Origin of the sequence: Paracoccus sp. (in: a-proteobacteria), from assembly GCF_030538655.1 — a bacterium.
Classification (GTDB): domain Bacteria; phylum Pseudomonadota; class Alphaproteobacteria; order Rhodobacterales; family Rhodobacteraceae; genus Paracoccus.
Genome location: NZ_JAUNTO010000014.1, coordinates 1 through 22,474, shown reverse-complemented (window position 1 = coordinate 22,474; position 22,474 = coordinate 1). Strand labels below are relative to the sequence as shown.

Annotated in this window: 23 protein-coding genes; 3 read left to right on the top strand and 20 right to left on the bottom strand. The window is 64.6% G+C overall.

Features of this window, described 5'->3' with window-relative positions:
* Positions 1-77 precede the first annotated feature (77 nt).
* From murB to Q4G22_RS10445, 15 genes are all read right to left on the bottom strand, one after another.
* The gene (gene murB / locus Q4G22_RS10515; RefSeq protein WP_303385861.1) at positions 78-1,016 is read right to left on the bottom strand and encodes a UDP-N-acetylmuramate dehydrogenase; all 939 of its coding nucleotides are present in this window, start codon (positions 1,014-1,016) and stop codon (positions 78-80) included.
* Between the two features lie 168 nt (positions 1,017-1,184).
* Complete coding sequence (locus Q4G22_RS10510) at positions 1,185-1,634, bottom strand: hypothetical protein (protein ID WP_303385860.1); 450 nt, start codon at positions 1,632-1,634, stop codon at positions 1,185-1,187.
* Positions 1,627-1,857, bottom strand: coding sequence for a DUF2484 family protein (locus Q4G22_RS10505; protein ID WP_303385859.1), 231 nt, complete (start codon positions 1,855-1,857; stop codon positions 1,627-1,629). Before Q4G22_RS10505 ends, Q4G22_RS10510 begins: the two co-directional genes overlap by 8 nt.
* Positions 1,857-3,290, bottom strand: coding sequence for a UDP-N-acetylmuramate--L-alanine ligase (gene murC, locus Q4G22_RS10500; protein ID WP_303385858.1), 1,434 nt, complete (start codon positions 3,288-3,290; stop codon positions 1,857-1,859). Before murC ends, Q4G22_RS10505 begins: the two co-directional genes overlap by 1 nt.
* Positions 3,287-4,372 (bottom strand): UDP-N-acetylglucosamine--N-acetylmuramyl-(pentapeptide) pyrophosphoryl-undecaprenol N-acetylglucosamine transferase, encoded by a 1,086-nt coding sequence (locus Q4G22_RS10495; RefSeq protein WP_303385857.1) that lies wholly within the window; start codon positions 4,370-4,372, stop codon positions 3,287-3,289. The genes murC and Q4G22_RS10495 overlap by 4 nt, the downstream gene beginning before the upstream one ends.
* Positions 4,372-5,532, bottom strand: a complete 1,161-nt coding sequence (locus tag Q4G22_RS10490) for a putative peptidoglycan glycosyltransferase FtsW (RefSeq protein ID WP_303385856.1) — start codon at positions 5,530-5,532, stop codon at positions 4,372-4,374. Before Q4G22_RS10490 ends, Q4G22_RS10495 begins: the two co-directional genes overlap by 1 nt.
* Positions 5,533-5,728: 196 nt before the next feature.
* Positions 5,729-7,126 carry a UDP-N-acetylmuramoyl-L-alanine--D-glutamate ligase gene (gene murD / locus Q4G22_RS10485; RefSeq protein WP_303385855.1) on the bottom strand — a complete coding sequence of 466 codons (1,398 nt, stop codon included), beginning with the start codon at positions 7,124-7,126 and terminating at the stop codon, positions 5,729-5,731.
* A gap of 4 nt (positions 7,127-7,130) precedes the next feature.
* The gene (locus tag Q4G22_RS10480; protein ID WP_303385854.1) at positions 7,131-7,541 is read right to left on the bottom strand and encodes a hypothetical protein; all 411 of its coding nucleotides are present in this window, start codon (positions 7,539-7,541) and stop codon (positions 7,131-7,133) included.
* 6 nt (positions 7,542-7,547) lie between these two features.
* Positions 7,548-8,630, bottom strand: a complete 1,083-nt coding sequence (gene mraY / locus Q4G22_RS10475) for a phospho-N-acetylmuramoyl-pentapeptide-transferase (RefSeq protein ID WP_303385853.1) — start codon at positions 8,628-8,630, stop codon at positions 7,548-7,550.
* Between the two features lie 2 nt (positions 8,631-8,632).
* The gene (gene murF, locus Q4G22_RS10470) at positions 8,633-10,015 is read right to left on the bottom strand and encodes a UDP-N-acetylmuramoyl-tripeptide--D-alanyl-D-alanine ligase (protein WP_303385852.1); all 1,383 of its coding nucleotides are present in this window, start codon (positions 10,013-10,015) and stop codon (positions 8,633-8,635) included.
* The gene (locus tag Q4G22_RS10465; RefSeq protein WP_303385851.1) at positions 10,012-11,496 is read right to left on the bottom strand and encodes a UDP-N-acetylmuramoyl-L-alanyl-D-glutamate--2,6-diaminopimelate ligase; all 1,485 of its coding nucleotides are present in this window, start codon (positions 11,494-11,496) and stop codon (positions 10,012-10,014) included. Before Q4G22_RS10465 ends, murF begins: the two co-directional genes overlap by 4 nt.
* A gap of 12 nt (positions 11,497-11,508) precedes the next feature.
* Positions 11,509-13,338, bottom strand: a complete 1,830-nt coding sequence (locus tag Q4G22_RS10460) for a penicillin-binding protein 2 (RefSeq protein WP_303385850.1) — start codon at positions 13,336-13,338, stop codon at positions 11,509-11,511.
* Between the two features lie 10 nt (positions 13,339-13,348).
* Complete coding sequence (locus Q4G22_RS10455) at positions 13,349-13,723, bottom strand: cell division protein FtsL (protein ID WP_303385849.1); 375 nt, start codon at positions 13,721-13,723, stop codon at positions 13,349-13,351.
* Complete coding sequence (gene rsmH, locus Q4G22_RS10450; RefSeq protein WP_303385848.1) at positions 13,720-14,688, bottom strand: 16S rRNA (cytosine(1402)-N(4))-methyltransferase RsmH; 969 nt, start codon at positions 14,686-14,688, stop codon at positions 13,720-13,722. Before rsmH ends, Q4G22_RS10455 begins: the two co-directional genes overlap by 4 nt.
* Before the next feature lie 3 nt (positions 14,689-14,691).
* Complete coding sequence (locus Q4G22_RS10445) at positions 14,692-15,363, bottom strand: division/cell wall cluster transcriptional repressor MraZ (protein WP_303385847.1); 672 nt, start codon at positions 15,361-15,363, stop codon at positions 14,692-14,694.
* A 486-nt stretch (positions 15,364-15,849) separates the two neighbouring features.
* On the opposite strand from Q4G22_RS10445, the gene Q4G22_RS10440 reads away from it, so the two are divergent.
* Positions 15,850-16,539, top strand: a complete 690-nt coding sequence (locus Q4G22_RS10440) for a ceramidase domain-containing protein (RefSeq protein ID WP_303385846.1) — start codon at positions 15,850-15,852, stop codon at positions 16,537-16,539.
* 51 nt (positions 16,540-16,590) lie between these two features.
* Here the strand turns inward: Q4G22_RS10440 and Q4G22_RS10435 are convergent, their stop codons facing one another.
* Positions 16,591-17,685 carry an Mrp/NBP35 family ATP-binding protein gene (locus Q4G22_RS10435; protein WP_303385845.1) on the bottom strand — a complete coding sequence of 365 codons (1,095 nt, stop codon included), beginning with the start codon at positions 17,683-17,685 and terminating at the stop codon, positions 16,591-16,593.
* 366 nt (positions 17,686-18,051) lie between these two features.
* Here Q4G22_RS10435 and Q4G22_RS10430 point away from each other — a divergent pair, with 366 nt between their 5' ends.
* Both Q4G22_RS10430 and rlmJ read left to right on the top strand, forming a co-directional pair.
* Positions 18,052-18,279, top strand: coding sequence for a DUF1127 domain-containing protein (locus Q4G22_RS10430; protein WP_303385844.1), 228 nt, complete (start codon positions 18,052-18,054; stop codon positions 18,277-18,279).
* A 596-nt stretch (positions 18,280-18,875) separates the two neighbouring features.
* Entirely contained in the window at positions 18,876-19,667 is a 792-nt protein-coding gene (gene rlmJ / locus Q4G22_RS10425; RefSeq protein WP_303385843.1) for a 23S rRNA (adenine(2030)-N(6))-methyltransferase RlmJ, read from the top strand.
* 197 nt (positions 19,668-19,864) lie between these two features.
* Here rlmJ and ccoP read toward each other — a convergent pair whose 3' ends face one another.
* The 4 genes from ccoP to Q4G22_RS10405 form a co-directional block, all read right to left on the bottom strand.
* A complete protein-coding gene (gene ccoP / locus Q4G22_RS10420; protein ID WP_303385842.1) occupies positions 19,865-20,905 on the bottom strand; it encodes a cytochrome-c oxidase, cbb3-type subunit III in 1,041 nt (346 codons plus the stop codon).
* The gene (locus Q4G22_RS10415) at positions 20,905-21,093 is read right to left on the bottom strand and encodes a cbb3-type cytochrome c oxidase subunit 3 (protein WP_303385841.1); all 189 of its coding nucleotides are present in this window, start codon (positions 21,091-21,093) and stop codon (positions 20,905-20,907) included. Before Q4G22_RS10415 ends, ccoP begins: the two co-directional genes overlap by 1 nt.
* Before the next feature lie 9 nt (positions 21,094-21,102).
* Complete coding sequence (ccoO, locus tag Q4G22_RS10410) at positions 21,103-21,828, bottom strand: cytochrome-c oxidase, cbb3-type subunit II (RefSeq protein WP_303361054.1); 726 nt, start codon at positions 21,826-21,828, stop codon at positions 21,103-21,105.
* Between the two features lie 17 nt (positions 21,829-21,845).
* A partial coding sequence (locus Q4G22_RS10405) for a cbb3-type cytochrome c oxidase subunit I (RefSeq protein WP_303385840.1) occupies positions 21,846-22,474 on the bottom strand: 629 nt, incomplete at its 5' end.

The window sequence follows — 22,474 nt, the reverse complement described above, 5'->3', positions numbered from 1 at the left end:
CTGATTGCGCTAAAGATAGGGTATCAGGCGGCACAACATGGCGTGACGCCCCGTAAAATTCAGGCATAAGGGGTGAATCACTCTGGCTGATGCCCCGGCAGGGGATCGCCGATGCGGATCACCTCCCATTGCAGGTCGTGGCCGCTGTGTTCCAGCACCCGGCGACGGACCAGTTCGCCAAGTGATTCCAGATCCTCGGCACTGGCCCCGCCGGTGTTGACCAGAAAGTTCGGGTGCTTTTCCGACATCTGCGCCCCGCCCCAGCTGTGCCCACGCAGGCCCGCCGCGTCGATCAGCGCCCACGCCTTCAGGTCATGCGTGTCATCCGCCTGCCCGGTCGAGCTGAACCCGGCGGGGTTGCGAAAGGTCGAACCGGCGCTGCGATCCCGCGTTGGCTGGCTGGCATCGCGGCGGGCAATCTGATCGGCCATTTTTTCGTGCAGCGCGTCGCTGTCACCCCGTGGTGCGTGGAAAACCGCCTCGGTCAGCACGCAACCTTCGGGCAGGCTGGACTGGCGATAGGCCAGATGCAGATCGGCGGCGGGAATCGTCAGCACCCGCCCGTCGCGCGCCACCGCCCGCACCTCGACCAGATAATCCGCGACATAAGCGCCATAGCAGCCCGCATTCATGCGCACCGCGCCGCCGATGCTGCCGGGAATCGTGCGCAGAAAGGTCAGATCCAGTCCCGCCTCGGCCGCGCGGCGTGCGACATGAGAATCCAGCGCCGCCGCCCCGGCGGTGACGGTATCCCCCTCGATCTCGATACCGTTAAAGGCGCGGCCCAGCCGGATCACCACGCCACGAATGCCGCCGTCGCGCACGATCAGATTGCTGCCGACGCCCATCGGAAACACCGGAACGGCAGGGTCCAGCGCAGTCAGAAACGCGGCCAGATCGTCGCCATCGGCGGGCTGAAACAGCCAGTCGGCCGGGCCGCCGACGCGCAGCCATGTCAGGCCGTCAAGCGGACGATTGGGCGTCAGGGTGCCGCGCGGCTGGGGCATCGGGGTCATGATCCGGTCCTTTCTCGACCCGCAGTGATACCCCGCCAAGGGCATGGGCGCAACGCCACCGGGCAAAGCGGCCGGACTCGGCGCGCGCCGCACAACAAAAACGGAGGGCGATCCGGCGCATGGCGGGCAGCACTGGCGCCACGGCCAGCCGTCGCCGCACCGCTGCCCTCAGATCGCGCGGCGTTTCTGCCACCAGCCGATCAGCCCGCCCGCCATCAGCCCGAACAGCGTCGGCGCGCAGCCCATCCACAGACCAAGCCACCAGCCAAGATTCGGCAAAAACCCGTATGAGGGCGCGATGAACGGCCCGAGCAATCCGGCCAGCAACAGCGCCACGGTCACGGTCATCAACGCCCCGAACCACCCAAAATAGCCTGCGCGCACCAGCCACCAGCCGCCGAACCCAGTCGCCGCCACCACCGCCAGCATCCAGCCAATCCAGGCGGACAGCCCGTCTTGCGCGCGGTCGGACAACAGGATGCCGACCGGCAGCGGAAGCACGATGAACCCGACGATCAGCCAGTGGCGGCCGGCAATGGCCCCCAGCAGCGCCATCAGCGCCCCGGCCCCCAGCAGGACCGCAAGGCAGATTCCATAGATGCTTTCCGGATCAGGCATCGCGCCGCCGCCGTGGTGGCAGATACAGCGCCAGCAGCCCCAGTACAAAACCCGCGATACCCGGCCCCGGCCCCCAATGCAGCGTCAGCCAGCCAAGGATCGGCACACCGGCCAGCACCATTCCCCAGACCACCGCCGCGCGCCAGCGCAGCGACACGAATGGGATCAGCAAGGCGACCAGCAGCCAGACACCGCTTGCCAGCAAAGCCACGACAGGTGGCATTACGCAGCCTTTTCGGACAGCCGCTCGGGCAAGGCGTTGGCCCATGCGCTGATGGTGCCCGCGCCAAGGCAGACAACCATGTCACCGGGGCGCGCCTGTTCGCGGACCAGCCGTTCCAGATCCTCTTCGGACAAGATGGCGCGGGCATGGCGGTGGCCGTGGGCGATCAGTCCGGCGACCAGATCGTCGCGGCTGGCACCGGGGATCGGGTCTTCGCCCGCCGAATAAACCTCCGCGATGGCAACGACATCGGCCTCGTTAAAGCAGGTGCAGAAATCGTCGAACAGGCTGGACAGGCGCGAATAGCGGTGCGGCTGATGCACGGCGATGACGCGGCCCTCGGTGGCCTGACGCGCAGCTTTCAGCACCGCTGCGATTTCGACCGGGTGATGACCGTAATCGTCGATGATCGTCACCCCGTTCACCTCGCCCACGCGGGTAAAGCGCCGGCCCACACCACCGAATTTCGCCAGCGCCTCGCGGATTTCGGCGCGTTTCATGCCAAGGTGGCGTGCGACGGCGACGGCGGCCAGCGCGTTAGAGACGTTGTGATCGCCGGGCATGGGCAGGGTGCAGCCCTCGATCAACGGGACCTCGCCGTCGTTCAGCACGGCTTCGCCCTGCAAGGCGATGTCGAAATGCGCCACGCCCTTTTCATAGCGCAGGTTCAGCGCGCGCACATCGGCCTGCGCGTTAAAGCCAAAAGTGGTCACGCGACGGTCGGTCAGCTTGCCGACCAGCGCCTGCACCTCGGCATGGTCGGTGCAAAGCACGGCCAGACCGTAGAAGGGGATGCCCGAAGTGAAATCGTAGAACCCCTTGCGCAGCGCGTCAAAGCTGCCCCAATGCTCCATATGCTCGGGGTCGATATTGGTGACGATGGCGATGGTCGCGGGCAGCCGGTTGAAACTGCCGTCGGATTCGTCGGCCTCGACCACCATCCATTCCCCTGCCCCGGCCCGCGCGTTGGACCCATAGGCATGGATAACGCCGCCGTTAATCACTGTCGGATCGATGCCGCCCGCATCCAGCAGCGTCGCCACCATGGTGGTGGTGGTGGTCTTGCCATGCGTCCCGGCGATGGCGACGTTGGATTTCAGCCGCATCAGTTCGGCCAGCATCTCGGCCCGGCGGACGACGGGTAGGCCACGGCGGCGTGCCTCGACCAGTTCGGGGTTGTCCTTCTTGATCGCGGTCGAGATGACCACGACGCCCGCGTCACCAATGTTTTCGGCCCGCTGCCCTTCAAAGATGCGCGCCCCCAGCGTTTCCAGCCGGTCGGTGATCTTGGATTTCTTCGCGTCCGACCCCTGCACATCATAGCCAAGCGTCATCAGCACCTCGGCGATGCCCGACATGCCGATGCCGCCGATGCCGACAAAATGGATCGGCCCAAGTTCACCGGGAAGTTTCGTGGCTGCGGCAGCGTTCATTGGCTCAGTTCCGTGACAAGATCGAAAAGACGGCGGGCGGCGTCAGGGCGGCCCAGCGACAAGGCGGCACCGGCCATATGCCGGGCGCGGGTGGGGTCGGTCAGGATGGCGTGGATGTCGCGCGCAAGGCTGGCTGCGTCAAGCACCGATTCGGGCAGAACCTCGGCCCCGCCTGCATCGGCCAAAGACCGCGCATTGGCGGACTGATGATCGCCAGCGGCGGCAGCATAGGGGATCAGGATAGCCGGGCGCCCGACAGCAGTAATGTCGGCGATCGAGGATGCCCCCGACCGGCTGACGACCAGCTGCGCATCGGCCAGACGGCGCGGCACATCATCGAAAAACGGCTGCACCTCGGCGGTAATGCCTGCCTCGGCATAGGCGGCTGTGACGCGCTTGCCATCTTCGGGGCGGGCCTGATGGGCAACACGCAGCCGGGCGCGCAGATCATCCGGCAGGCCGGCAATCGCGGCAGGCACCACGTCAGACAAAACGCGCGCGCCTTGGCTGCCGCCAATAATCAGGATGTTCAGCAGGCCGTCGCCGGGCGCGGCATAGGGCGCGCCCGCGAAATCCAGCACGGTGCGGCGCACCGGGTTGCCGGTGTGGATGCCGGTAACACCCGCGGGCAGCGCCGTCGGCCAGATACCGCAGGCCACCCGGTTCACACGCGGCGCAAAACGGCGGTTGACGCGGCCCATGACGCCGTTCTGTTCATGGATCATGCGCGGGATGCGCAGGGCAATCGCCGCAGACAGCGCCGGAATCGTCGGATAGCCGCCAAAGCCGACCACCACATCGGGCCGGTCACGCCGGAACTGCGCGATGGCCGAGGCCACGCCGCCCGCAATGACAAAGGGCGCGCTCAGCTTGCCGATCAGCCCGCCGCGCGCCGTGGTGGCAGACGCCACCACCTGCCGCGCCACCGCATCCGGAAAAGCCCCGGCATAGCGCGCGCCGCGATCATCGGTGGACAGGATCACCCGCCAGCCATGATCCAGCAGCACCTCGGCCAAGGACTGGGCGGGAAACATATGCCCGCCGGTGCCCCCGGCAGCGATCAAAGCCAGCCCGCCAGTCATCAGCGATGCCTCAGAATATCGGTGATGCCGCCCTGCGGGCGCGATCGGGTCAACGCCAGCAGCATCCCCATGGCGATGCCGGATGCGATCACCGACGACCCGCCATAGCTGACAAAAGGCAGCGTCATCCCCTTGGCCGGCAACAGCCGCACGGCCACACCCATATTCACCAGCGCCTGCACGCCAAAGGCACAGGCCAGCCCGGTTCCGGCAATGCGGGTAAAGGGATCACGCTCTTTCATCAGCCGCAGCAGCGACCGCGACACGATCACCCCATACAGCGCAATAATCGCCAGCACCATGATAAGGCCATATTCCTCGGCGGCGACCGCGATGATGAAATCAGTATGCGCATCCGGCAGCGACCACTTGACGGTGCCCTCGCCCACGCCGACGCCAAAGAAACCGCCTTCCTGAATCGCATTGGTGGCATAGCCAAGCTGCGTGCGCGGATCGACCTCGGCCGTCAGGAAACCGTCAATACGACGGGCAAAATGTTCCGATGCGCCATAGGCGAACATACCGCCCAAACCCGCCAGCCCGGCCACGATCAGCAGCACCGTCATCGGCGCACCAGCGACGAAATACATCACGCCCCAAGCGAACAGAACCAGCGTAGCCTGCCCAAAGTCGGGCTGGAACGCCAGCATCAATACGATAACCACCGTCAGAAAAAAGGAATACAGCCGCCCCGGCGGCCCGCCCACCTCTTGCGCCGAGGCCATGAACCAGGCCGCAATCGCCACAAAGCCGGGCTTCAGAAATTCGGACGGCTGCACCGAAACCCCGGCGAAGGACAGCCAGCGCACGGCCCCCTTGCCGAAATCGGTGCCGATCATCGGCAAGGCCAGAACCGCCAGAAAGGCCGCCACAAAGCCCAGCACACCAATCCGCCGCACCTGCCTGGGGTTCAGCATCGAAATAACGATCATCACCATCAGGGCGACACCGCCAAAAAACGCCTGTCGGCTGACGTAATAGAATCGCGGCAGATTGTTCTTTTCCGCCAAGGGAACCGAGGCCGCCAGCCCCAGCAACAAGCCGATGGCGAACAGGCCCAGCACACAGGCCAACGCCCAGCGGTCCACTGTGCGCCACCAACGCGGAAGAATAGGGTCGCCCGCCCGCACGGGCGCAGCACCAAAGACCATCTCGGTCATGGGAATACCGCCGTCACTGCCTCTGCCTCGCCCGGTTTTCCGGGTCTCGTGCCGGGCAGCATAGCGCGAAAGAACCCGCCGCGCTACTACCCAATCTGCATTTTTCAGACGCGCCCGCCGGACGGGCTGTCTTTCGTTTGCAAATATCCTCGGGGGGAATCGCCGGAACGGCGATGGGGGGCAGACAGCCCCCCGGCTAGCTCAACGCCGCGACCAGCGCCGCAAAATGCTCGCCACGCTTTTCAAAATTCGGATATTGGTCAAAACTCGCCGCTGCCGGGGCCAGCAGCACGACATCGCCCGGCTCTGCCTCGGCCGCCGCATGGGCGACAGCGGTGTCCATCGTCTCGGCGATCTCATAGGGGGTCTGGCCCAGTTCCAACGCGAAATCGCGGGCGGAATGGCCGATCAGATAGGCTTTGACCACATGGCCAAGATGCGGGGCCAGCGCGCTGATACCGCCATCTTTGCCAAGCCCCCCCGCAATCCAGCGGATGCGCGGAAAGGCACCCAAAGCCTTGGCGGCGGCATCCACATTCGTCGCCTTGGAATCGTTGACCCAGCGCACGCCGCCGATCTCGGCCACGGTCTGGCTGCGGTGCGGCAGCCCGGCAAAGCTGCGCATCGCCGCCTCAATCTCGCGCGGGGCGAGGCCCACGGCGCGGCAGGCGGCCCATGCGGCGCAGGCGTTCTGGTGGTTATGCGCGCCGGGCAGGCCGGGAATGCTGCGCAGATCGACCGAGGCCACCTGCCGCCCCTTGCGATATTCGGCCAGAAATCCCTTGCGCGCGAAGACCGACCAGCCCGGCCCGTCCAGCTTTTGCCCCGCCGACACGCGGATCACCCGGTCATCGCCGGGCGCCATCGCCATCTGGTTCGCCAGATAGCGCCCCTCGACCTCATCGACGCCAATCACCGCCCGGTCCGGCCCGCCCTCTGCGAACAGCCGCCGCTTGGCCGCGAAATAACCGCCCTGCCCGCCATGCCGGTCCAGATGGTCGGGCGAGAGGTTGGTGAACACCGCCACATCCGGGGTCAGCGCGCGGGCCAGATCGGTTTGATAGCTGCTGAGTTCCAGCACGACGACTTCGCCATCATGCGCCGGGTCCAGCGACAGAACCCCGGTGCCGATATTGCCGCCCATCTGCGTCGGGCGGCCACATTCGTGCAGGATATGGTGGATCAGCGCGGTGGTGGTGGATTTGCCGTTGCTGCCGGTCACGGCGATCACCTGCGGCGTCCGGTCGAAATCATGCCAGTCGGTCGTGGCAAAGCTGCGGAAGAACAGCCCGATGTCGTTATCGACCGGGATGCCAAGCTCCAGCGCCTTGGCAATGACGGGATGCGGGCGCGGGTAAAGATGCGGGATGCCGGGGGAGACGATCAGGGCGGTGACGCCTTCCCAAGCGTCGTCTCGGGTCAGATCGCGGATGGTGAGGCCGTCTGCCTCGGCCTGCGCGCGGGTGTCATTGCCGTCATCCCAAGCGATGACCTGCGCACCGCCAGCGGCAAGGGCGGCAGCGGTGGCTTTGCCCGAGCGGCCGAGGCCCAGGACGGCGATGGTCTGGTTTGTGACGTGTTGGACGGGGATCATCGCGTCACTCAGCAATGAGGGAATAGATCACAGAAAAAACGAGAGCATTACCAATGATGACAAGAAATGCCGCGACTGGATAGGCAATTCTTGCAACTAGATTTTTCTTTGGTTTCATCTCACGGAGCCGCTGGCCTAAAAGCGCAGTAACACTGTAGGCTTGCATAAGTGTAAGTGTGATCATTGAAAGCGTGGCAACGCTGGCAAGCGTTCCTGCCAAGCCCGGAACGTCTATCGATAAGGTGGCAAGAAGCTGTTCAAAATTTTTTCGACCGTGTTCCAGCACCAATGCTGCAATCGCGGCTACGCCAGCGAGGCGCGTTACTCTGGCTGCTAATTCGTCAATCTGGGCCCCACGTCGAATGGCTCGATCTTCACGCGTTTCTACCATTTCCATGGCATCAGTGTTTGCCATCCCCCCTCACCTCAACTTCAACGTAGCCAACCCGATCAACGCCAGCACCAGCGAAATAATCCAGAACCGAATAACGATCTGCGGCTCGGCCCAGCCTTTTTTCTCGAAATGGTGGTGGATCGGGGCCATCAGGAACACGCGCTTGCCGGTGCGTTTGAAATACAGCACCTGGATGATGACCGACAGCGCCTCGACGACGAACAACCCGCCGACGATGGCGAGGACGATTTCGTGTTTGGTGACGACGGCGATGGCGCCCAGCGCGCCGCCCAAGGCCAGTGATCCGGTGTCGCCCATGAACACGGCGGCGGGGGGGGCATTATACCACAGAAAGCCCAGCCCGCCGCCGATCAGGGCAGACACAAAAATCAGAATCTCGCCCGTCCCCGGCACATGGTGGACGCCCAGATAATTGGTAAAGTCCACGCGGCCCACGGTATAGGCGATCACGCCCAGCGTTCCGGCGGCGATCATCACCGGCATGATCGCCAGACCGTCCAGCCCATCGGTCAGGTTCACCGCATTGGCGGACCCGACAATCACCAGCATTCCGAACACCGGGAAGAACCACGACAGGTTAATCAGCGCGTCCTTGAACACCGGCATAGCCAGTTGTCCGGTCAGCCCGGCGGGATGCAGCATCATCGCCGCGACCGATGCCGCCAGCCCGATCAGAACGCCCAGACCCAGCCGCACCTTGCCCGACAGGCCGGCGTGGTGTTGTTTCGTCACCTTGGCGTAATCATCCGCAAAGCCGATCAGCGCATAGGCCAGCGTCACCAGCAAGACGATCCAGACATAGCCGTTATCCAGCCGCGCCCACAGCAGGGTCGAGGTGAACAGCGCCGACAGGATCAGCAGCCCGCCCATGGTCGGCGTGCCGACCTTGACGAAATGGCCCTCGGGGCCGTCGTCGCGGATCGGCTGACCCTTTTTCTGCACCCGGCGCAGATAGTTAATCAGCGGTTTACCAAAGATGAACCCGAACAGCAGCGCCGTGAAAAACGCCGCCCCCGCGCGAAAGGTGATATAGCGAAACAGGTTGAACAGATCGCCGCCTTCGGACAGCCCGCTGAGCCAATAGAGCATCGTTAATCCTTTGTGTCAGGCGCGGGCCTGTGCCAAGTTTTACGCAAGGCGTCAACGACCGCCGCCACGCGCGAGGATTTGGACCCTTTGACGAACACCACGTCTTTGGGTTGGGTCAGCTCGCTGACGCGGGCAATCAGCCCGTCGGCAGTCTCGGTGCAGATGCCTTGCTTTTCAACAGGTAGCGCACCAAACATCGCGCGCATTCGAGGGCCGCAGGCATGGACCAGCGAGATTTCGCCCATGACCGGCCAAGTGGCGATATCGCGGTGGATGGCAATCTCGTCGGGGCCAAGTTCCAGCATGTCGCCAAGGATCACGACGCGGCGACCGGGCGGCAGACGCTCCAGCGTCGCCAGACCAGCGGCAAGGCTGGCGGGGTTGGCGTTATAGCTGTCGTCCAGCAGGGTGATGTCGCCAAACTGTTCCACCGCGCCGCGACCCTTGTAGGGTTGCCAGCGTGCCAGACCCTGAGAGGATGCGGTCAGATCGGCGCCAAGTTGCACAAGCGCGGTCAGGACGCCGACCGCGTTCATCACGAAATGCGCGCCCATGCTGGCGAGGCGGAAATCGGTGGTCTCGCCAAGGATGCGCGCGCGGACCTGCGTGCCATCGCCATCGGGCGTCACGGTCAGGGGGCGGGCCGCGCCAGATGCGCCAAAGCCGGTGACGACCGCGCCCACGGCATCCGCGCCGTCGCGCAGGATCGGGGTTACGTCCAGATCCTCTGGGATGATGGCGCTGCCCATCGGTTCCAGCCCGGCAAAGATCGAGGCTTTCTCGCGGGCGATGTCGCTGACGCTGGAAAAGGCTTCCAGATGGGCGGCGGCGACGGTGGTGATCATCGCCACATGCGGGCGGGCGATGCGGGCCAAGGGGGCGATCTCGCCGGGGTGGTTCATGCCGATCTCGATGATGGCGAAATCCGTGTCGGCGGGCATCCGGGCCAGCGTCAGGGGGACGCCCCAGTGGTTGTTCAGCGACGCCTCGGCGGCGTGGATGCGGCCCTGCCCGGCCAGCGCGGCGGCGGCCATGTCCTTGGTCGAGGTCTTGCCGACGGACCCGGTGATCGCCAGCACCCGCCCTTGCAGCCGCGCCCGGCCCGCGATGCCCAGCCGTTCCAGCGCGGCGGTGACGTCATCGACGATCAGCAGCGGCGCGCCATCCGGCACCCCGTCCGGCACGCGGCTGACCAGCGCGGCGGCGGCCCCCCGCGCCAAGGCGGCGGCGACGAAATCATGGCCGTCACGGGCGGCGGAAAGGGCGACGAACAGATCGCCGGGGCGAATGGTGCGGGTGTCGATGCTGATGCCGCTGGCGGCCCAGTCGGTGGTGGCGCGCCCGCCGGTGGCGGCGGCGGCATCGGTTGCGGTCCACAGGGTCATATCTTGCCATCCAGCGCGGCGACGGCCACGCTGGCCTGCTCTGCGTCGTCAAAGGGGTAAACGTCACTGCCGATGATCTGGCCGGTCTCGTGCCCCTTGCCCGCGATCAGCAGCGCATCGCCCGGTTGCAGCGCATCGACGCCGCGCAGGATTGCCTCGGCACGATCAGGGACTTCGGTTGCCTCAGGACCAGCACCGGCCAGCACCTCGGCGCGGATGGCGGCGGGGTCTTCGGTGCGGGGGTTGTCGTCGGTGATGATGACCACATCGGCAAATTCGCGCGCCGCCTCGCCCATCAAGGGGCGCTTGCTACGGTCGCGGTCGCCGCCCGCGCCCAGAACGACAATGATGCGGCCCATGACATGCGGGCGCAGCGATTGCAGCGCCGCCACCACCGCGCCGGGCTTGTGTGCGTAATCGACAAACACCGCCGCGCCGTTTTCGCGCAGAGCGGCCAGTTCCATCCGGCCGCGCACGGTGCTGATGGCGGGCAGATGCGGGATCACATCATCCGAGGCCGTGCCAGACGCCATCACCAGGCCAAGCGCCGCCAGCACGTTTTCCGCCTGAAAACCGCCGATCAGCGGCAGGCGGACCAGATGCGCCTGACCATCGACGGAAAAGCGCAGATCCTGCCCGGTGGCGTCGAACCGCTGGCCCAGAATGCGCAGGTCGGCCCCCTCTGCCCGGCCCACGGTGGTCAGGCGCAAGCCGCGTTCCAATGCAATGGCGGCCATCTGCTGGCCGCGCGGGTCGTCGATATTGATGACCGCGCCCGCGCCTTCGTCCAGAATGCGGGTGAACAGCAGCGCCTTGGCGGCGAAATAGTCCTCGAAATCAGCGTGATAATCCAGATGATCTTGGCTGAAGTTCGTGAATGCCCCCGCCACCAGCCGCACCCCGTCCAGCCGATGCTGATCAAGACCGTGGCTGGATGCCTCCATCGCGGCATGGGTGACGCCTGCGGCTGCGGCCTCGGCCAATATCCGGTGCAGGGTCAGCGGGTCGGGGGTGGTGTGGGCCAGTTTCGCCTGAAAATCGCCCTGAACGCCCATCGTGCCAAGGCTGATCGCGGGGATGCCCATCGCCTGCCACAGCTGCCGGGTGAAGTTCACGACCGAGGTTTTCCCCGATGTCCCCGTCACGCCGACCATCACATCCGGCTGCGCGCCGAACCACAGCGCCGCCGCCCCGGCCAGCGCAGCGCGGGGGTCTTCGGCGATGATCAGCGCGCCGTCCCAGCCCGCCAGCACGCCCGAGGCCAGATCGGCGCCCTTGCGGTCGGTCAGCACCGCCGCCGCACCCTGACGCAGCGCATATTGGATGAACTCGCCACCGTGGACCGCCGAACCGGGCAGCGCGGCAAACAGGAACCCGTCCCGCACGGCGCGGCTGTCCAGCGCCAGCCCGGCGATAACCGGCTCGCGCCCGCCCGAGGCGCGCAGCCCCAGTTCCGACAGTTTACGTCCCATCTGCGCCATGTCGCGCCCCCGTCAGTTGCTTGCCACGCGCTGTAGCCCGCCTGCGGGGTCAGGTTCAACATGCACCTGCCGACGCGGCTCGATGGTGCGCAGCTTGTCGCCCGTCACCGGGGCCAGCCCGACCAAGGGGGCCAGCCGCCGCACCATTTCCGCAGCCACCGGCACCGCCGTCGCGCCCGCCGTGCGGCTTTCACCGCCAAGCCGCCCGACCGAGGGTTCGTCCAGCGTCACCACCAGCACATATTTCGGCGCCGAGGCCGGAAAGACGGATGCAAAAGTCGCCACCACCTTGTCGCTGTAATAACCGCCACCGGGGCGCGGTTTGTCGGCGGTGCCGGTCTTGCCTGCAATTTCATACCCGGCCACTTCGGCCTGACGGGCAGTGCCGCGCGTGACCACCTGACGCAGCATCGACACGGCCATCTTGGCGGCGCGCGGGGACATGACCTGTTCACCCTCGGGCCTGGCGCGGCCATGCACCAGCGTCGGGGTGACGCGCTTGCCGTCATTGGCAATCGTCGCATAGGCGGCGGCCAGATGCAGCGGGCTGGCAGCAAGGCCGTGACCAAAGGAAACCGTCGCCGCCGTCACCGCAGGCCAGCGAGTCGGGACCAGCGGGCGCCCCGTGGGCGCCTCGACCATTTCGATCGGGGTGGCCTCGAACAGCCCCAGCTTTTGCAGGAAATCGCGCTGCCGCTCAGCCCCCAGAATCTGCGCGATCCTGACCGTGCCGACGTTCGAGGATTTCACGATCACATCGGTCGCCGACAATTCGCGGCCATAATTGTGGAAATCGCGGATGCGGTATTTACCGATCTGCATCGGGCTGGTGGTGTTGATGCCCGAATTTGGGTTGATCAGTTGCAGATCCAGCGCCTGCGCCACCGGGAAAATCTTGAAGGTGGACCCCAGCTCATACTGCCCCTGCACCGCGCGGTTAAAGATCGGGCTGTCCGAGGGATCGCCCGTCAGCAAGGGGCGCGGGCGGTCGTTCGGGTCAAAGTCGGGCAGGCTGGCCATGGCAACGATCTCGCCGGTCTGAACCTCCATCAGAACGGCGGTGGCCCCCTTGGCGTTCATCACCTTCATGCCGGATGCCAGCACCTCCTCCATCGCCTGCTGCGCGGTCAGGTCGATGGACAGTTGCAGCGGCGCGCCGTCGCGGGCCGGATCGCGCAGCCAGCCGTCGAACGCCTTTTCCACGCCCGCCACACCCAGAACCTCGGCACTGGCAACGCCTTCCTGACCAAAGCCGGAACCGCCAAGGATATGGCTGGCCAGATGCCCGTTCGGGTAAAGCCGCATCTCGCGCGGGCCAAACAGCAGGCCGGGTTCGCCGATGTCATGGACGGCCTGCATCTGTTCCGGCGACAGACGCTTGCGAATCCACAGGAATTTACGCTCGCCGGTGAAATCGTCACGCAGTTTGTCGCGGTCCAGATCGGGGAAAATGCGGGCCAGCCCGTCGGCGGCACGGATCGGGTCGATCATCTGCTGCGGATGGGCATACAGCGCATGGGTCAGCAGATTCGTCGCCAGAATTCGCCCCTTGCGGTCGGTAATATCGGCGCGCTGCGAAATGATGTCTGTGCCCGTGACCGCTGAAACCGGCTCGGTCGGCTGCGAGGCGGCCAGCATCCCCATCCGCACCCCGACGGTGCCAAACGCGATCACAAAGCAGGCCGCCATCACCACCAGCCGCCCTTCGGCCCGGCGGCGCGCGCCATCCTGAATCTCGGCATGACGGCGCGCGCGGTTTTCGGCCTCGATCGCATCGGGGTTTTCGCCCTTTTCACGGGCGTTCAGGATACGGGCCAAGGGGCGAAGGGGCGTGCGGATCATGGCGGCCTCTTTAACGGTTAGGGCGCAGCGGCGGGCGGCCGGTGCGGTCGGCAGTCGGGTCCAGCGCATCGGCACCAGAAGGATCGACGGGCGGCGGGGCAGTGGGATAGTCGATCTGGTTCAGGTCCAGAAACTGCCCCGATTGCAGCGGCACCAACCCAAGCTGATCGAAATTCAGCGCCACCAGTTCACGCAACCGCTCGGGCCGGTTCAAAAACGCCCATTCGGCGCGCAGAACGCCCAGATCCTCGCGCAGTTGCGCAATCTCGCGTTCGGTGCGGTTCTTTTCCGAAATGGCGGATTGCGTGCGATAATTCTCGCGATAGGCCCAGAACGCCAGTGCCATCACCAGCGCCAGACAGACAACATATAACAGCGTTCTCATCGCGCGCCCCCCTGCGGCAGCGACGGCATCGCCAGATCGCGCGGATCAGCCGCCCCCGCCGGAGCATCGGTGCGAATACCCACCCGCAAAAACGCCGAGCGCGCGCGCGGATTGGCGGCCAGTTCAGCATCATCAGCCCCGATGGCACGCCGGAACGGCAGGGTAAAGGCAGGCGCGGCCTGCACCACCTCGGGCGCATAACGGCTGCCGCCCTGTCCGCCCGCGCGGGATTGCAGGAACCGCTTGACGATCCGGTCTTCCAGCGAATGAAAGCTGACCACGGCCAGCCGCCCGCCGGGACGCAGCGCGCGTTCCGCCGCCGACAATCCGGCGACAAGCTGGCCGAATTCGTCATTCACCCAGATACGGATCGCCTGAAAGGCGCGGGTGGCTGGATGGCTCTGCCCCGGTTTCGGGCGCGGCAGGCAGGATGCCACCACCTCGGCCAGTTGTGCGGTGCGGGTCAGCGGGCGCGCGGCAACGATGGCGCGGGCGATCCGACGCGAGGCACGCTCCTCGCCGTAATGATACAGCACATCGGCAATCCGGCCTTCGGGCACCGAATTCAGCAAATCGGCGGCGCTGTCGCCCTGCCCGCTCATCCGCATGTCCAGCGGGCCATCACGCAGAAAGGAAAAGCCGCGATCCGCCTGATCCAGTTGCATCGAAGACACGCCCAGATCCAGAACCACGCCATCCACCGCCTGACCGGCCAGCACGTCCATATCGGAAAACGTCCCCTGAACCAGCCGCAGCCGGTCGCCATAGGCCCCGGCCCAGGCCGCCGCCATGTCGAACACGGACGGATCACGGTCGATTCCGATCACCTGATCCGCCCCGGCCTCTAACAAACCGCGGGCATAGCCGCCCGCGCCAAAGGTGCCGTCGATCCAGACGCCCCGCACCGGCTGAACCGCGCGCAGCAGCGGGTCCAGCAGCACGGGGATATGAGGTGCCTCCGCCACGGCCTAGCCCTCGCCCGCCCGCGCAAGAAAGGCGCGCGGATCAAAGCCCGATCCATGCTGGTGGGTGAATTCCTCCAGCGCCTGCGAATCGTGCGGACGGGAATCGGGGTGATAGACCTGAACGTAATCCCCCCGGCTTTCAAAAATGGTTTCGGTGTTTTCGGTCAGACCCAGCTTTTCCCGCAGCTTTTGCGGCAGGACCAGACGGCCTTCCTTGTCGATTTCCAGATCGGTGGACTGACCGTTCATCAGCGTTTCCAGCCAGCGCCGTTCAGGGCTGCCGCGCACCAGACGGTCGATCTGGCTGTCGATTTCGTCAATGGCCTCGATGGTGTAAAGCTCGATCCAGTTCCAGTCGTCAGGGCCATACACGGCAACGATCTGGGTGCGTCCGGCAGTATTGGCGGCGAACTGTGGATCGCCCGCGTCAAACACGCGGCGCAGCCGGGCGGGGACGGACATCCGCCCCTTTCCATCGACCCTGACGGTCTCTGTGCCCCTGAACTTTCGCGCCACGCGGCCCGCCCTCACTGTCCCGTCTCTTCCGGCCCGCCCGAAAGAGAAAGGGCGGATCGGGCCGCTGCCACGCCCGATCCGCCGCCCTCGTTCCCATTCCTGGGTCGTCCGGCTCTGGCGCCACCCGGGGAAGGTGCTGCCCGCGCCGCGCCGGATCATTGTTTGAAAACGGGTGCCTGTATGAAGCCTGCTTCGCCTTCGTCGGGGTCTTGGCGCCCCTGTCACTGCCCGTTTCCGTGATCCGGTTGTGACATGGGAAAACACGGGAAGCAACGGAAATATTCGGGTCAAACTGGGCTCAGGCGTCTTCCCGCCAGCGACCACAGCCGGAACAGGCGCAGAACAGCGACCACAGGAAATCCTATATGGTAGTTAATGCGTTACGAGCCACTGAATGTAGGGCGAAAAGGTCTGTGGCAAAAAATCCCCATATCTTTGCAATTCCTCCGGTGACGCCAGGATCGACGCAAAAAATCAACTGATGAACACACTGATTCTTTCTTGGATCACAGCGAATCACACCGCCGTCATCGCCTTTCCCGGAAAATCCCGAACGCCGTTCCCGTGCATTCCCATGCCGCCCACTCTTTCCCGGCGGCAGCCCTGCGCCTAACCTTCCCCCAGCCGCAGCCCGGAGACCGCGCGATGGATTGGACCACCCCTGTCGATATTTACTGCGAACGCCTTGGCCCGCATTTCTGGGCCGAGCCGCTGAACGCGATTACCAACCTGTCCTTTATCCTTGCCGCGATCTGGGGCTGGTCCGAGGCCCGCCGCCGCGACGAACCCAACCCGCTGGTCTGGCTGCTGATCGCATTGGCCGCCAGCATCGGTATCGGTTCATTTCTGTTCCACACACTCGCGAACCGCTGGTCCGCACTGGCCGATGTGCTGCCGATCTGGATCTTTGTGGCGCTTTATGTGCTGGTGGCGCTGAATCGGCTGGGCGGCCTGCGTCCGGGACGGATCGTGCTGGGCAGCGCCGCCCTGATCGCCGCCATCGCCATCTGGAACGCCATGGGCGACAGCGCCCCCGCAGTCCCGGCGCAGCCCACGCGCCCCGACCCGTTCAACGGCTCGCTGCAATACCTGCCCGCTGTGATCGCGTTCCTGTTCTTTGTCGTGCTGATGCAGATCCGCCGCCACCCGATGCGCAACTGGGCGCTGACGGGATTTGTCGTATTCCTTATATCCCTGACGGCCCGGACGCTGGACCGCGACATCTGCGCCGCGATCCCGCTTGGCACACATTTCCTGTGGCACGTGCTGAACGGGCTGATGATCGGCATCGTGCTGCAAATCCTGATCCGCAGCCCGCGCCCGAACACCGCATAGGACTTGCTGTTTGCCCCAATACGCAGCTTCGGGCGCGACCGCGCCATAGAATCAGGCCATGCCGCCCGAAACCAGCCGCTGCGCCAGATGCGCATAAGCATCAGCCACCGCGCCTTCGCCCGCCGCAACGGGTCGCCCGGCATCGCCCGCAATACGCACTTCCAGTTCCAGCGGGATTTCACCAAGGAAAGGCAAGCCCAGCTTGTCCGCCTCGGCGCGCACGCCGCCATGGCCGAACAGATGCGCCTGATGCCCGCAGTTGGGGCACACATAAACAGACATGTTCTCGATCAGCCCCAGAACCGGAGTCTTCAGCTTGTCGAACATGTCAATCGCGCGGCGGGCGTCGATCAGCGCCACGTCCTGCGGGGTTGAAACGATGATCGCCCCCGTCACCGGCGCCTTTTGGCACAGCGACAGCTGCACATCCCCCGTGCCCGGCGGCAGGTCGATCAGCAGAACGTCCAACTCGCCCCAGTTCACCTGTTGCAGCATCTGCTGCAATGCACCCATCAGCATCGGACCGCGCCAGATGACGGCCTCGCCATCCTTCATCATCAGTCCCAGCGACATGACCGTAACACCATGCGCCTGCGGCGGGTCGATACGCTGACCGTCGGGACTGGCGGGCCGCCCCGACACACCCAGCATCCGCGGCTGGCTGGGACCATGAATATCGGCATCCAGCACCCCGACCCGCCGCCCGGCCCGCGCCAGCGCCACCGCCAGATTCGAGGTGACGGTCGATTTCCCGACCCCGCCCTTGCCCGAACCAATGGCAATAATGTGTCGCACACCGGGAATCGCCTGCGGCCCGGCCTGAGGCGTGGGGTGGCCACCGATCTTGAGGCTCGGCGGCTGCCCGCCGCCCGAAGATCGCGCCACCTGACCGCCCGACCCGGCCTGCGCCGTCATCACGATCTGAACCGAGGTCACACCGGGCAGGGCCTGCAACCGCTGGCGCGCCTCGGCCTCGGCCGATTTCATCGCCGCAGCCTCGGCCGCATCGGCTACCTCGATGACGAATCGAACCGTTCCGTTTTCGACCGTCAGCGCCCGGATCAGATCGTCAGATACCAGCGTGCCGCCGCGCGGACTCTTGATTTCAGAAAGTTCCCTAAGGGCAACTTCGCGGGACAAACTCATTTTTTCACCTTTGTGATCTGTTTGCCCTCAAGCATAGGAAAACCGTCACAAACGGCAACCGCAGCCGTGATTTGACATAAATCAACTTTTGTGACCCGGCGTCAGACGCATATCCGTTACAAAACTGTTAACGTTAACGGCCCGTGCCTCACTAAATTGTGCGCATTTTCAGTGCTTCTGTCGCAAATAGGTCAGCACTAGTTATGCATCTGGCGCAAGGCAGCGTGACCAAACCCGACATTGTGCAAGCGCAGCATTTCCCCCATCTTTGATCTCGAAGACGGCAACGGACCAAACACAAGGCCCAGCCGGTTTGGAACGGGGCAATACGACCCCTGCCCGCCAAAGAATGTAAGGAATATGACAATGTCTGCAATCGACCACATCCAGAACAGCGCCCGCCAGAACGGCATTGGTGCGCGTCTGATGACTGCGATCGAGCGTATGCAGGAAAGCCGCGCCCGCGCCGCCGTCTATCGGCAGACCCTGCGCGAACTGAATGCGCTGACCAACCGTGATCTGGAAGATCTGGGCATCCACCGCTCGATGATTAAAGCGATCGCGAACGAAGCCGCCTACGGCAAACAAAGTTAAGTTACGCAAGTAAACCGTTAACGAGTGCCGGTTAACCCCGGCGTAGAATACCGGATCGACCTCCTCCCTCTGATCCGGCTCTTGGTGACAGCTCCGTCCTCCTCCCAAGGAGATGTCATCGAAAACGTGTGCGCCCGTCCTCCTCCCTCGGGCAAACGCATCAGCGACGGTCCTCTTCCTCCTCCCTTGGGGACCGTCGCAAGAGATTTCGCCGGAATGCCGGCAACGACATCGGCGGGCCTTCCTCCTCCCCTGGCCCTCCGTTCCTGCGGCGCAGCCCCACCTCCTCCTTGGGCGCGCTGCAACCCGATACACGGCCTCCTCCTCCCGGCCGGTATCACCCGCGGCGGTCCCCGCTCCTCCTCCCAGGGGACCGCCGCCCGGAATTCTGCCGGGGAACCGGCAAACAGTTCGGCGGGCCTCTCCTCCTCCCATGGCCTTCCGTTACCGCGATGCGCCCATCCTCCTCCCTGGGGCATCGCAATTCATACGCGGCCCTTCCTCCTCCCTTCGGGTCAGCGTTTCGCGGCGGCGCCCTCCTCCTCCCTCGGGCGTCGCCGCTTTTATTTTCGGCGCAGCCGCGCTATGCCACGCCAATGCTCAGCTATCAGCACGCCTATCACGCCGGAAACCTTGCCGATCTGCACAAGCACGCGCTGCTGGCGGCGGCGCTGGATTACCTGACCCGCAAGGACAAGCCGCTGACCTATCTGGAAACCCACGCCGGGCGCGGGCTGTATCGGCTGGACAGCGCCGAATCGGTCCGCACGGGCGAAGCGGCGGCAGGCATCACCCGCGCCACCACGCAGGGCTGGCTGGCTGACGGGCACCCGCTGCTGGCAGCGCTAGAGGATGTGCGGGCCAGATATGGTGCCAGTGCCTATCCCGGCAGCCCGCTGATTGCCGCGCATTTTCTGCGTCCCGGTGACCGTGCCCATCTGGCCGAGCTTCACCCCGCCGAACATGCCGCGCTGACTCAAGTGGCCGGTTTCGCAAAAATTCACCATCAGGACGGCTTGGCCATGGTCCGCGCCCTGTGCCCGCCAGAGCCGCGCCGAGGCTTGATGCTGATCGACCCCAGCTATGAGGTCAAATCCGACTACGCTGCCCTGCCCGGCTTTATCGCCGGTATCGCACGTAAATGGAATGTCGGCGTGCTGGCGCTGTGGTATCCGATCCTGACCGATGACCGCCAGCAAGCAATGGCCGACATGCTGACCCAAGCCCACCCACAGGCACTGCGGTCCGAGGTTCGCTTTGCGCCGGCACGCGCCGGGCATGGCATGGTCGGATCAGGCATGTTTATCGTGAACCCGCCCTTCGGCCTGTCAGACGAAGCGTCACGGTTACGGGCGATCTTTGACAAACGCGCACAAATGCGGCAATAACGCAGGTCTTGGCACGGAAATCCGGCAGATGATCCCCAATAAGGGATAGCTGATGCGCGTTTTCTTGTGCTGGTATCTGCCGCGCCTGCGCGGCAAGATCAGATCACCGGCCCCCCATGGAAACGCGCGAACAGGACGGGGGGCCGGTGCCATCCCGCGCCAGCTGACCGGCGCGGAATTTGGATTAAGACAGCAGTTTATTCGCCGCCGCCAAGACCGTGAACATAGGTGGCAACCGCACGAATGTCCGCTTCGCTCAGGCGTGCGTTCCACGACGGCATTACGCCGAACGGGCCATCATGGGTAATGCGACGGATCGTAGCGGCATCGCCGCCATACAGCCAGATCTGGTCATTCAGCGCCGGAGCACCCTGCATCTGATCGCCCGAACCGTCTTCCTGGTGGCAGGCCACACAGTTATCGACATAGATCTGCTGACCGGCCTCAGCCAGTTGAGCATCATGTTCGGCCCCCGACAGCGACAGCACATATTGCACCACGTTATCGATTTCCTCGTTGCTCAGCAGACCATCAGCACCGAACCGGGGCATTTCCGAATAGCGGGTGTCGGGGTCTTGCGGGTCACGGATGCCGTGCTGGATGGTGGTGTGAATATCGTCCAGCGTGCCCCCCCACAGCCAGCTGTCGTCGATCAGGCTGGGATAGCCCGGTGAACCAGCCGCACCCGAACCGTGACACTGTGCGCACCAGGTGCGGAACACCGCTGCGCCCGCATTGGTGGCATAGGCCAGCATTTCCGGGTTCTGGGGAATGGTCAGCAGATCGACGCTGGCCAGTTCCTGCTGGATCGCCGCATTGTTCTGGTTAAAGCGTTCGATTTCATCCGCGACTTCCTGACGCGCCGACCAGCCCAGCAAGCCCTGCGTGCTGCCCGTCACCAGCGGGATCGCCGGATACATAATCATGTAGCCAATCGCCCAGATGATGGTGACATAAAAGGTCCACAGCCACCAGCGCGGCATCGGGTTGTCGTATTCGGTGATCCCGTCCCACGAATGCCCGGTCGAGGGCGTTTCCTGCCGCGCGACGCCCGCCCCGCCGGGGGCGCGTCGCTGATGCCGCGCCTTTTCAGGGGCAACGGGGTGATCAGGGGCCGGACGCGGCGGCAGTTCGCCGGTAATCTTGTCGGCGTGATCCGCATCAGCCGCCTGACGCTCCAGCGAGATCTGGTTGTCCGGGTTCGCCGGGCTGTCGTGATCGTCTTTTTCGCCGGCCATCAGTTGACCTCCTTGCTATCCGCCGAGGCGGGTCTTTGCTCATTACGGAAAATGCTTTCCGCCGCGTCGCGTTGCAGCCGCCGCGAATCAGGGCGGAATACGAACAGGATCACGCCAATGAAAAACAGCGTCAGTGCCAGCAGCACCCAACTGTCCGCCAACTGACGTAGAAAGGTATAGCGTTCCATGACGCCCCCTTACCGCGTCGGGTCCGGTTCGAAGGTCGAGAAATCGACCATCGTGCCCAGCACCTGCAAATAGGCGATCAGCGCGTCCATTTCCGTCAGTTCCGGCTGACGGTCAAAGTTGCGCTGCTGCGCCCCCGGATAGCGTTCCTGCAAACCGCTGGCGTCCTGATCCGGGTCTGCCTGCGCCCGGAAATCCATCGCGGCCGAGGCGATCATTTCCTCGGTATAGGGGACACCGACGCGGGAATCTGCGGTCAGACGCTGCGCGACATGTTCCGGGCCGATCACGCGATTGGCCAGAAAGCCATAGGCCGGCATGATCGATTCCGGCACCACCGACTGCGGGTTAACTAGGTGGTCATAGTGCCATTCGTCCGAATAGCGGCCACCGACGCGGGCCAGATCCGGCCCGGTCCGCTTTGACCCCCACTGGAACGGGTGGTCATACATAGATTCCGCCGCCAGCGAATAGTGGCCGTAGCGTTCTACCTCGTCGCGCATCGGGCGGATCATCTGACTATGGCAGACATAGCAGCCCTCGCGCACATAGATGTCGCGCCCGGTCAGTTCCAGCGGCGTATAGGGGCGCACGCCGTCAACCTGTTCGATGGTGTTTTGCAGGTAAAACAGCGGCGCGATTTCAACGATACCGCCGATGGTCACCACCAGAAACGACCCGACCAACAGCAGGGTCGCGTTCTTTTCGATGATCTTGTGCTTGTCAAGGATACCCATTTTTCAATCCCCCCGCATCATTCGGCCGGAACGGCAACGGCCGTCGGGTTGACCTTGGGCTGCCTGGCGACAGTGGCCCACAGGTTATAGCACATGATGACGCCGCCGATCAGATACAGCACACCACCCAGCGCACGCACCACATACATCGGATGTTTCGCGGCCACGGTGTCAGCGAATGCGTTGACCAGGAAGCCCTGCGAGTCCACCTCGCGCCACATCAGCCCTTCCATGATGCCCGTCACCCACATGGACGAGGCGTAAAGGACGATCCCGATGGTCGCCAGCCAGAAGTGCCACGACACCAGTGACAGCGAATACAGCCGGTCACGGCCCCACAGGCGCGGCGTCAGATAATACAGCGCACCAAAGGTAATCATCCCGTTCCAGCCCAGAGCGCCAGAGTGGACGTGCCCGATGGTCCAGTCGGTATAATGCGACAGGCTGTTCACCGCCTTGATCGACATCATCGGCCCTTCGAACGTCGCCATCCCGTAGAAGCCGACGGCCACCACCATCATGCGGATGATGGGGTCGGTGCGCAGCTTGTCCCATGCGCCCGAAAGCGTCATCAGGCCGTTAATCATGCCACCCCAGGACGGCATCCACAGCATGATCGAGAACACCATGCCCAGCGTCGCGGCCC

Bases quoted from the DNA above. Each gene is read 5' to 3' on its own strand.
- murB (WP_303385861.1), bottom strand. From the start codon at position 1,016: ATGACCCCGATGCCCCAGCCGCGCGGCACCCTGACGCCCAATCGTCCG.
- Q4G22_RS10510 (WP_303385860.1), bottom strand. From the start codon at position 1,634: ATGCCTGATCCGGAAAGCATCTATGGAATCTGCCTTGCGGTCCTGCTG.
- Q4G22_RS10505 (WP_303385859.1), bottom strand. From the start codon at position 1,857: ATGCCACCTGTCGTGGCTTTGCTGGCAAGCGGTGTCTGGCTGCTGGTC.
- murC (WP_303385858.1), bottom strand. From the start codon at position 3,290: ATGAACGCTGCCGCAGCCACGAAACTTCCCGGTGAACTTGGGCCGATC.
- Q4G22_RS10495 (WP_303385857.1), bottom strand. From the start codon at position 4,372: ATGACTGGCGGGCTGGCTTTGATCGCTGCCGGGGGCACCGGCGGGCAT.
- Q4G22_RS10490 (WP_303385856.1), bottom strand. From the start codon at position 5,532: ATGACCGAGATGGTCTTTGGTGCTGCGCCCGTGCGGGCGGGCGACCCT.
- murD (WP_303385855.1), bottom strand. From the start codon at position 7,126: ATGATCCCCGTCCAACACGTCACAAACCAGACCATCGCCGTCCTGGGC.
- Q4G22_RS10480 (WP_303385854.1), bottom strand. From the start codon at position 7,541: ATGGCAAACACTGATGCCATGGAAATGGTAGAAACGCGTGAAGATCGA.
- mraY (WP_303385853.1), bottom strand. From the start codon at position 8,630: ATGCTCTATTGGCTCAGCGGGCTGTCCGAAGGCGGCGATCTGTTCAAC.
- murF (WP_303385852.1), bottom strand. From the start codon at position 10,015: ATGACCCTGTGGACCGCAACCGATGCCGCCGCCGCCACCGGCGGGCGC.
- Q4G22_RS10465 (WP_303385851.1), bottom strand. From the start codon at position 11,496: ATGGCGCAGATGGGACGTAAACTGTCGGAACTGGGGCTGCGCGCCTCG.
- Q4G22_RS10460 (WP_303385850.1), bottom strand. From the start codon at position 13,338: ATGATCCGCACGCCCCTTCGCCCCTTGGCCCGTATCCTGAACGCCCGT.
- Q4G22_RS10455 (WP_303385849.1), bottom strand. From the start codon at position 13,723: ATGAGAACGCTGTTATATGTTGTCTGTCTGGCGCTGGTGATGGCACTG.
- Q4G22_RS10445 (WP_303385847.1), bottom strand. From the start codon at position 15,363: ATGATCCGGCGCGGCGCGGGCAGCACCTTCCCCGGGTGGCGCCAGAGC.
- Q4G22_RS10440 (WP_303385846.1), top strand. From the start codon at position 15,850: ATGGATTGGACCACCCCTGTCGATATTTACTGCGAACGCCTTGGCCCG.
- Q4G22_RS10435 (WP_303385845.1), bottom strand. From the start codon at position 17,685: ATGAGTTTGTCCCGCGAAGTTGCCCTTAGGGAACTTTCTGAAATCAAG.
- Q4G22_RS10430 (WP_303385844.1), top strand. From the start codon at position 18,052: ATGTCTGCAATCGACCACATCCAGAACAGCGCCCGCCAGAACGGCATT.
- rlmJ (WP_303385843.1), top strand. From the start codon at position 18,876: ATGCTCAGCTATCAGCACGCCTATCACGCCGGAAACCTTGCCGATCTG.
- ccoP (WP_303385842.1), bottom strand. From the start codon at position 20,905: ATGGCCGGCGAAAAAGACGATCACGACAGCCCGGCGAACCCGGACAAC.
- Q4G22_RS10415 (WP_303385841.1), bottom strand. From the start codon at position 21,093: ATGGAACGCTATACCTTTCTACGTCAGTTGGCGGACAGTTGGGTGCTG.
- ccoO (WP_303361054.1), bottom strand. From the start codon at position 21,828: ATGGGTATCCTTGACAAGCACAAGATCATCGAAAAGAACGCGACCCTG.